General features: G+C 65.5%; 9 protein-coding genes and 1 pseudogene. 9 read left to right on the top strand and 1 reads right to left on the bottom strand.

The window, feature by feature from the left end; all coding sequences use genetic code 11:
- The 7 genes from trbJ to MJ956_RS11315 all read left to right on the top strand — a co-directional run.
- Positions 1–535, top strand: a 535-nt coding sequence (gene trbJ / locus MJ956_RS11345; protein WP_253964576.1) for a P-type conjugative transfer protein TrbJ, incomplete at its 5' end; no start/stop codon positions are given.
- Between the two features lie 30 nt (positions 536–565).
- The gene (gene trbK-alt, locus MJ956_RS11340) at positions 566–850 is read left to right on the top strand and encodes a putative entry exclusion protein TrbK-alt (RefSeq protein ID WP_253964575.1); all 285 of its coding nucleotides are present in this window, start codon (positions 566–568) and stop codon (positions 848–850) included.
- A gap of 6 nt (positions 851–856) precedes the next feature.
- Positions 857–2,212 (top strand): P-type conjugative transfer protein TrbL, encoded by a 1,356-nt coding sequence (gene trbL / locus MJ956_RS11335; RefSeq protein WP_253964574.1) that lies wholly within the window; start codon positions 857–859, stop codon positions 2,210–2,212.
- Positions 2,209–2,898 carry a conjugal transfer protein TrbF gene (gene trbF, locus MJ956_RS11330; protein ID WP_253964573.1) on the top strand — a complete coding sequence of 230 codons (690 nt, stop codon included), beginning with the start codon at positions 2,209–2,211 and terminating at the stop codon, positions 2,896–2,898. Before trbL ends, trbF begins: the two co-directional genes overlap by 4 nt.
- Positions 2,895–3,872, top strand: a complete 978-nt coding sequence (gene trbG / locus MJ956_RS11325; protein ID WP_253964572.1) for a P-type conjugative transfer protein TrbG — start codon at positions 2,895–2,897, stop codon at positions 3,870–3,872. The genes trbF and trbG overlap by 4 nt, the downstream gene beginning before the upstream one ends.
- Positions 3,869–5,038 (top strand): TraB/TrbI/VirB10 family type IV secretion system protein, encoded by a 1,170-nt coding sequence (locus MJ956_RS11320; protein WP_253964571.1) that lies wholly within the window; start codon positions 3,869–3,871, stop codon positions 5,036–5,038. The genes trbG and MJ956_RS11320 overlap by 4 nt, the downstream gene beginning before the upstream one ends.
- Positions 5,039–5,041: 3 nt before the next feature.
- A complete protein-coding gene (locus MJ956_RS11315) occupies positions 5,042–5,275 on the top strand; it encodes a DUF2274 domain-containing protein (protein ID WP_253964570.1) in 234 nt (77 codons plus the stop codon).
- Here MJ956_RS11315 and MJ956_RS11310 read toward each other — a convergent pair.
- Positions 5,217–6,204: pseudogene (locus tag MJ956_RS11310) on the bottom strand (LysR family transcriptional regulator). The gene MJ956_RS11315 and the pseudogene MJ956_RS11310 sit on opposite strands and share 59 nt — an antisense overlap.
- A gap of 670 nt (positions 6,205–6,874) precedes the next feature.
- Here MJ956_RS11310 and MJ956_RS11305 point away from each other — a divergent pair.
- Positions 6,875–7,537 (top strand): 1-phosphofructokinase family hexose kinase, encoded by a 663-nt coding sequence (locus MJ956_RS11305; RefSeq protein ID WP_253964569.1) that lies wholly within the window; start codon positions 6,875–6,877, stop codon positions 7,535–7,537.
- Between the two features lie 41 nt (positions 7,538–7,578).
- On the top strand, positions 7,579–7,824 hold the full coding sequence (locus tag MJ956_RS11300) for a PfkB family carbohydrate kinase (protein WP_253964568.1): 246 nt from the start codon (positions 7,579–7,581) through the stop codon (positions 7,822–7,824).
- The last annotated feature ends 35 nt before the right edge of the window (positions 7,825–7,859 follow it).

Below are 7,859 nucleotides of genomic sequence, written 5' to 3'. Positions count from 1 at the left end.
CCTCGCGAGCCTGCCGCATTCCTCCTTGCAGCAGATCCAGCAGGCGGTGGGAAGAACGCAGTCCCTGCTTCAGCAGGCGCAGAACATCGCCTTCGACGTCCAGCAGATCGACCAGGCCTTCCAGCAGAACTACGCCAATATCGACATGAACGCCTCCGAGCAGCAGCTCGTCGCCGATGCGCGCTCACGCTGGGAGAACACCGTCGGCGGTCTGCAGGACGCGATGCGTGTCCAGGCCGGCGTCGTCGGGAACATCGAGACCAACCGTGCGCAGATGTCCGCGCTGGTCGGCCAGAGCCAAGGCGCGACGGGCGCGCTGCAGGCGACCCAGGCCGGCAACCAGCTCCTCGCGTTGCAGGCCCAGCAACTCGCCGACCTCACCGCCGTCGTCGCCGCCAATGGCCGGGCTCTGGCGCTCACCGATGCAGAACGTGCGGCCGCGGCCGAACAGGGCCGCGTTCAGCGCGAGCGCTTCCTGACGCCCGGCAGTGGCTACCAGCCCGGCAACGCGCAGATGTTCAACAGCGGCAACTGACGGGCCGAGGGGCCCGAAAGGGGGGAAGAGATGGAAGGCAAGACCCTCGCGCGGATCGGAGCAATCGTCTTCGTCGCCTTCGCCATCACGGCGACGGTGATCCAGATGACGCGCAAGGATGAGCCGGTGCGACCGGGCTCTGCGCCGGCGCTGGCTCCTTCCGTCGACCCGCTGCGCGCAGCCCAGCGCCGCTGCCAGCAGATGGGAGAGGCCGCCGCAAACGATCCCGAATGTCTGCGCACCTGGGCGGAAACCCGCGATCGCTTCCTCGGTCGCACGCCGACCCCCGTCACCCCCCAGAGCAGCGAGGACTAGGGATCCATGGGCGGCACGGGCGTCATCGACAATTTCCTCGGGGTCTTCACCAGCTATATCGATAGCGGCTTCGGTCTGCTCGGTGGGGAGGTGGCGTTCATCGCGACGACGCTGATCGTCATCGACGTGACGCTCGCCGCACTCTTCTGGTCCTGGGGCGCCGACGACGGCATCATCGCTCGCCTGGTGAAGAAGACCCTGTTCGTCGGCGTCTTCGCCTACATCATCGGCAACTGGAACAACCTCGCCCGCATCGTCTTCGAGAGCTTCGCCGGTCTCGGCCTGATGGCGTCGGGCACCGGCTTTTCCGCCGCCGATCTGATGCGGCCGGGCCGTGTCGCCCAGACCGGCCTCGATGCCGCGAGGCCGCTGCTCGAATCCATCTCCGACCTCATGGGCTGGGTCGCCTTCTTCGAAAACTTCATCCAGATCGCCTGCCTGCTCTTCGCCTGGGCGCTGGTCCTTCTCGCCTTCTTCATCCTTTCCATCCAGCTCTTCATCACCCTGATCGAGTTCAAGCTGACGACGCTCGCCGGTTTCGTGCTCATTCCGTTCGGGCTGTTCGGCAAGACCGCCTTCATGGCTGAACGGGTGCTGGGCAATGTGATCTCGTCCGGCATCAAGGTGCTGGTCCTTGCCGTCATCATCGGCATCGGCTCGACCCTGTTCTCGCAGTTCACCGCCGGCTTCGGCGGCGTCACGCCGACGATCGACGAGGCCATGGCCGTGGTGCTCGCGGCCCTTTCCCTCCTCGGACTTGGAATTTTCGGCCCGGGCATCGCCAACGGCATCGTCTCCGGCGGACCGCAGCTCGGCGCGGGCGCCGCAGTCGGTACGGGCCTGGCCGTCGGCGGTGCCGCACTCGCAGGTGCGGGCGCAGCCGGGCTCGTCGCCAGAGGGGGCAGCATGGCGCTCTCCGGTACGGCGGCGGCCGCGCGCGGCGGCGCCGCGGCCGCAGGCGGAGCCTCGACGGCATACAGCCTCGGTTCGGCAGGACAATCGGGTGCGGGTGGTGTGGCTTCCGGTCTCGGCGCCGTGGCGAGCACAGGCGCGCGCGCCGCCAAATCTCCGTTGCGGCGCGCCGGGGCCAAAGCCGCGGGAAGCATACAACAGAGTTTCCAGTCGGGCGCCCGGTCTGCTTTCGAGACGACAGGCGGGACTATGGGCGGTGCCGCCAGTTCCGCCAGTACGGCCGCTTCACCGACTTCCTCCACTACCGACGGTCCGCCCGATTGGGCAAAGCGCATGAAGCGCTCGCAGCGTCTCTCCCACGGTGTCCAGGTCGCCGCGCACGCCGTGCGCTCCGGCGACAGCCATGGCGGCGCCAGCTCCGTCAATCTCTCCGAAGGGAACCGCTCATGAGCTTCTTCAAACGATCCACCACCCATTACGGCAAGTCCCCCGAGCCTGAGACGCCATACCAGCGCGCGGCCCAGGTCTGGGACGAGCGCATCGGTTCGGCGCGGGTGCAGGCGCGCAATTGGCGTCTGATGGCCTTCGGCTGCCTGATCCTGTCCGGCGGATTTGCCGGCGCCCTGGTCTGGCAGTCCACGACCGGCACGGTCGTGCCTTGGGTTGTGGAGGTCGACAATCTTGGCGAGGCGCATGCGGTCGGCCCGGCGGAGGCCAGCTTCGAGCCGAGCGATCCGCAGATCGCCTTCCATCTCGCACGCTTCATCGAGCAGGTTCGCGCGATACCGGCCGACGCGATCATTGTGCGTCAGAACTGGCTGCGCGCCTATGAGTTCACCACTAACCGTGGCGCGCTTGCGCTCAATGACTACGCTCGCGCCAACGATCCCTTCTCGAAGGTCGGGCGGAGCCAGGTCGCGGTCGAGGTCTCCAGCGTCATCCGGGCCTCGCCGAACTCCTTTCGCGTCGCCTGGACAGAGCGGCACTACGAAAACGGCCAACTCTCAGCGACCGAGCGATGGACTGCGATCCTCACCATCGTCATCCAGCCCCCGCGCGATGCCGAGAGGCTGCGCGCCAACCCGCTTGGTATCTATGTCAACGCCATCAACTGGTCGCGGGAGATGGGCCAATGAGCACGATCTTCCGCAATCCCGCACTTCCGGTTCTCCGCAAATCCGCACTCATGCTTGTACTGCTTTCCGCCGCCACGCTCGGTGGATGCGCCACCTACCGCCCGCCGGAAATCAGCTACGATGACACGGTGCCGCCGCTGCCCGCCGCACCGCGACCAGCGACCGACGAACGACCGCAGGCGCTCCATACGCCACCGGCCTGGACCGTTGCACGAGGTGGTTCGGATGCCTCCACGCCGACCGGCCAGGTTGAGAATGCCAATGCCGCCGCGCGCGTCGAGCCCCGCCGCGAGGCCTATTACAACGCGATCCAGATCTATCCCTGGAGCGACGGCGCCCTCTATCAGGTCTATGCCGCGCCCGGCCAGATCACCAATATCGCGCTCGAACCCGGCGAAGCGCTGACCGGGGCCGGTCCGATCGCCGCCGGCGACACCGCCCGCTGGATCATCGGCGATACCGAAAGCGGCTCCGGGACAACCCGGCGCGTCCACATCCTCGTCAAGCCGACGCGGCCGGACATCGCGACCAATCTGGTCATCACCACCGATCGGCGCACCTACATGATCGAACTGCGGTCCCGCGACGATCCCTACATGCCGGCCGTCGCCTGGGCCTATCCGCAGCCGCCCGCCGCGCAGCGCGCGACACCGACCACGCCGAGGCTTCCCGCGGCCTCCGCGCGGCATTACCGCTACGGTCTCCAGGGCGACAGCCCGCCCTGGCGGCCGGTCTCGGTCTTCGACGATGGCCGTCGGGTCTATATCGTCTTCCCCGCCGGGATCGTGCAGGGCGAGATGCCGCCGCTCTTCGTGCTCGGCTCGGATGGCGAGCCGGAGATCGTCAACAGCCGCATCTACCGAAACATCCTGATCGTGGATCGCATCTTTGCGGCCGCCGAGTTGCGCCTGGGCAGCGGTGACCGCCAGCAGACCGTCAGGATCGTGCGAACCGACGGGAGACCCGGATCATGAGCGAGATCGACGACACCAAGGAGGAAGGGGTGCCGCTCGATGCGCCGGCTGCCGACACGGCAGAGCCGATGCGGCTGCGGGGTACCCCGCCGCGCGTCACGAGGCTCTCGCGCCGGGTTCTGGCTGGTCTCGGTCTGGTGGGATCCCTCGGTATCGGTGGCGCCCTGATCTATGCGCTTCAGACACCAGAAATCGGAATCGGCGGTGACGAACTCTATTCGACCGAGAACCGCAACACTGCCGATGGATTGAACGAACTGCCCCGTGACTACACCGGTCCGGTGCTCGGTCCACCACTGCCCGGCGATCTCGGTCGCCCGATCCTCGACGCCCAGCAACGGGGCCAGCCCGTCCCGCCGCCGGCCATCAAAGCACCAGCTGTCGATCCGGAGGAGCAGCGGCGCCTGGCCGAGGAAGAGGCGGCGCGTACGAGCCGGGTCTTCTTCCAGACCGCACCAGGTGCGGCGCGCGAAACCCCAACGTCACCGATCGCAGGGCTTAACCTCGGCGCGCAGCAGCCAGCCGCTCAGAGCAGCGATCTCGCTTTCCTCAACGGTCCCGTGGACCGGCGCACCGTGGCGCCCGATCGTGTGATGGCGCCAGCCTCACCCTTCGTATTGCAGGCCGGTTCGGTCATTCCGGCCGCACTCATCACCGGCATCCGCTCCGATCTTCCCGGCCAGATCACGGCACAGGTCACCCAGCACATCTATGACAGTCCGACCGGCAGCATGGTGCTGATCCCGCAGGGCACACGCATCATCGGCGAGTACAGCAGTGACGTCGGCTTCGGCGATAGACGCGTGCTCCTCGTCTGGAACCGGCTGATTTTTCCCAATGGCCGCTCCATCGTCTTGGAACGCCAACCGGGGGCCGACACGCAGGGCTATGCCGGCCTGGAGGACGGGGTCGACTATCACTGGTGGGACCTAGCCAAGGCCGCCGGGCTCTCGACGCTGCTCTCGGTCGGCGCGGAACTGATCAAGGATGATGACGAGCGCCTGATTCAGGCGATCCGCAACGGCGCCCAAGACACGATCAACGATGCGGGCCAGCAGATCGTCCAGCGGCAGTTACAGGTCAGGCCGACACTGACGATCCGGCCGGGATTCCCGGTGCGCGTTATCGTCACCCGCGATCTCGTCCTCGAACCCTATGGAGGCTGAGCCATGACAACCAAGCTGAAGCTCTCGTCGGTTCCTGACGACAAGCCCGTCAAACTGACCGTGGAGCTTGCCCCGGAGGTCCATCGCGACCTTCTCGCCTATGCGGAGATCATGGCCCGGGAAACGGGTCAGCCGACGCCGGAACCGACTAAGCTCATTCCGCCCATGCTGAAGCGATTCATGGCGACGGATCGGGCTTTTGCCCGCTTGCGGAAGACTCGCGCCCAGTTCGATTGAGCGCCAGCGCTTCTCGCGCCCAATCGGAGGAGCCGCGCCGAACGCGTCCGGCCAAGGTATGGGCGACGCTGATGAAACGACGCAGGGCGGGATTATCGTTCGCCGGGGACCAGACGGCGCTGAACGGCACGATGTCGGCCGGATCGCTCAAAGGACGCAGCACGAGATCGGGGAGCTTTACATCCGCCCAAGCAGCAGACACCAACGTGATCCCGTGCCCAAGGCCAACGAGGTTCATCAGTGTCTCCTGCACCACCGCCTTGTAGAGGACCTTCGGGTAGGTGCTATAGTCGGCAGCCCTGCGGACGATGTAATCGTGCACCTCCGGTCCGGGCGCAGACCGGCTAACGATAAAGCACTCGCTTTGCAGGTCGGGCCAGTCGACCTGCCTTCTGCCGGCCAAGTCATGTCCCTCAGGAAGCGCGACGTGAACCCTCTCCTCCCAAAGTGGCGATCTGACAATCTGCAATGCCACGATCTCCGGTCACGAACGCCACATCCAGCTTTCGTCTCCTGATCGCGCTGACATGATCGTTACGGCCGCCATCCCGGATGTCGATCGTGATTTCAGGGTGCCGGTGGCCGTAGTAGCGAACGAGTTCCCTTAAGAATCCTCCGGCGAGCGAGGTGAGAATCCCGACGCGCACGACGCCAATCTCCGCGCGGCCAGCGGCGGTCGCTGCCTTGCGGGCGAACTCAAGTTGCTCCAGCGCTGGTCGCACCTCGCGCAGTAGGCGCCGTCCGGCGTCCGTCAGATGTGCACCCGTAGCTCGTCGTTCGAACAGCGAGACACCCAGATCATCCTCGAGTTGTCGGATTGCCCGGCTGACGCTCGACTGTCGCACATGAAGCGCTTCTGCGGCCCGTCGGAAACTCCCGCTCTCGGCGGCGGCGACAAGGTAATCGAGATGTCGCACATCGATCGTCATTCGTCGCTGTCGCTGCTTTTGTCTATTTAGAGTTAGATTTGCGCAATTTCCGGTTCCGTAATTCTGGAATACTCCTCCTCTCGATAGGCTATGTCCCGGTTTGGCCATGTGGCGTTGAGGGACATCTCGAACTCTTGTTTCAGCGGCTGTGTGATCATGATTTCGCACTTCGCCGATGGACGAGGATGGAAGGACCGTCCCCTGCGAGGCTGCGTTAGTGGATCGCGCAGCGACTTCCGGCGAAGCAAAGCCAATAGATCTCGCGCCGATAGATCACGGAAGAACAGGTTGAGACGGCTTTGCAGCGCCACTGCAAATGCAGGTCGGATCGGAACTTGGCCGCACCGTTGATCGCGCATGTCGAAGATAAGGACGCAAGAGGTAGCGCCGGTCTTACAGTCGGGAGGGCCGGGACTACGTTTTTGGGACGACCGCCGTGCTTCTCCCTCCTGAGAGCGCTTCGTACGTCCGGGCAACCGAGCTTGTCATTATGCCGAGGCGTAATGGACACGCTCGAGCGCCGTCCTTCTAGCTATCGCCCCGACCCGCTTCAGGGTGGTGGCGTCGGTTTAGATGTGTCTTGCCAATCCCGGTGGGGAAATCCTGCATGCCGCCATGCACTTGAACTGCGCCGCCACCCTGTAGCACGACGATCGTGAGGATTTATGAGATGAAAGCCATCGTCACATTGACCTTGAACCCGTCGGTCGATGGCGCCGCCGAGGCGGAGGTCGTACGTCCTATCTACAAGATCCGGACCTCGGACGAACGCTACGATCCGGGTGGCGGCGGCATCAACGTCGCGCGGGTCGTCCAGGAACTCGGCGGCCCGACGCTCGCCATCTATCTCGCAGGCGGCGCGACCGGCGGCGTTCTCGACGACCTGCTCGACGCCGCGGCCATCCCGCGGCGGCGCGTCCCGATCCAGGACCACACCCGCATCAGCCACGCAGTCTATGAGCGATCGAGCGGCCAGGAATACCGCTTCGTGCCCACTGGCCCCTTGGTCGGGGAATCGGAATGGAGAGTGTTCCTGGAATCGCTGGAGGATCTTGACTGCGACTACATCGTCGCGAGCGGCAGCCTGCCGCGCGGCGTCCCCGATGATTTCTACGTCGCCGTGGCGGACCTCGCCCGCCGCAAGGGCGCCAAGCTTGTGCTCGATCCCTCGGGAAGCGCGCTTCGTGCCGGGCTCGCACGCGGCCTCCATCTGGTGAAACCCAGTCTCGGTGAACTCGAGACCCTGATCGATCGGAAGCTTTCCGACCAAGCGTCGCAGGAGCAAGCGGCGCGAGAGCTGATCCGCTCGGGCGGGCCGAACTGGTCGCGCTGACCTTGGGCCGTGATGGTGCGCTGCTCGCGACCAGCCAAGGCATGCTGCGCCTGGCCGCGCCTGACGTAGTTGCAAAAAGTGCCGTCGGTGCCGGCGACAGCTTTGCCGCGGCCATGACCTTAGGCTTGGCTCAAGGGCGCGATTCCGAAGACGCATTCGCCTATGGCATGGCCGCCGGCGCTGCCGCCGTCCTATCAGCCGGTACGGGATTGTGTCGGCGGGAGGACGTCGAACGACTCTATGAGGGAATGCGCAGCCAGGTGCGAGCGATTGCGACGGAATCGTGACGAACCTGCAAGAAAGCCCGACCGTGTTGTAGAGG

Origin of the sequence: Aurantimonas marianensis, assembly GCF_024195285.1 — a bacterium.
Taxonomy (GTDB): domain Bacteria; phylum Pseudomonadota; class Alphaproteobacteria; order Rhizobiales; family Rhizobiaceae; genus Aurantimonas; species Aurantimonas marianensis.
This window is presented reverse-complemented; position numbering and strand designations above follow the sequence as displayed.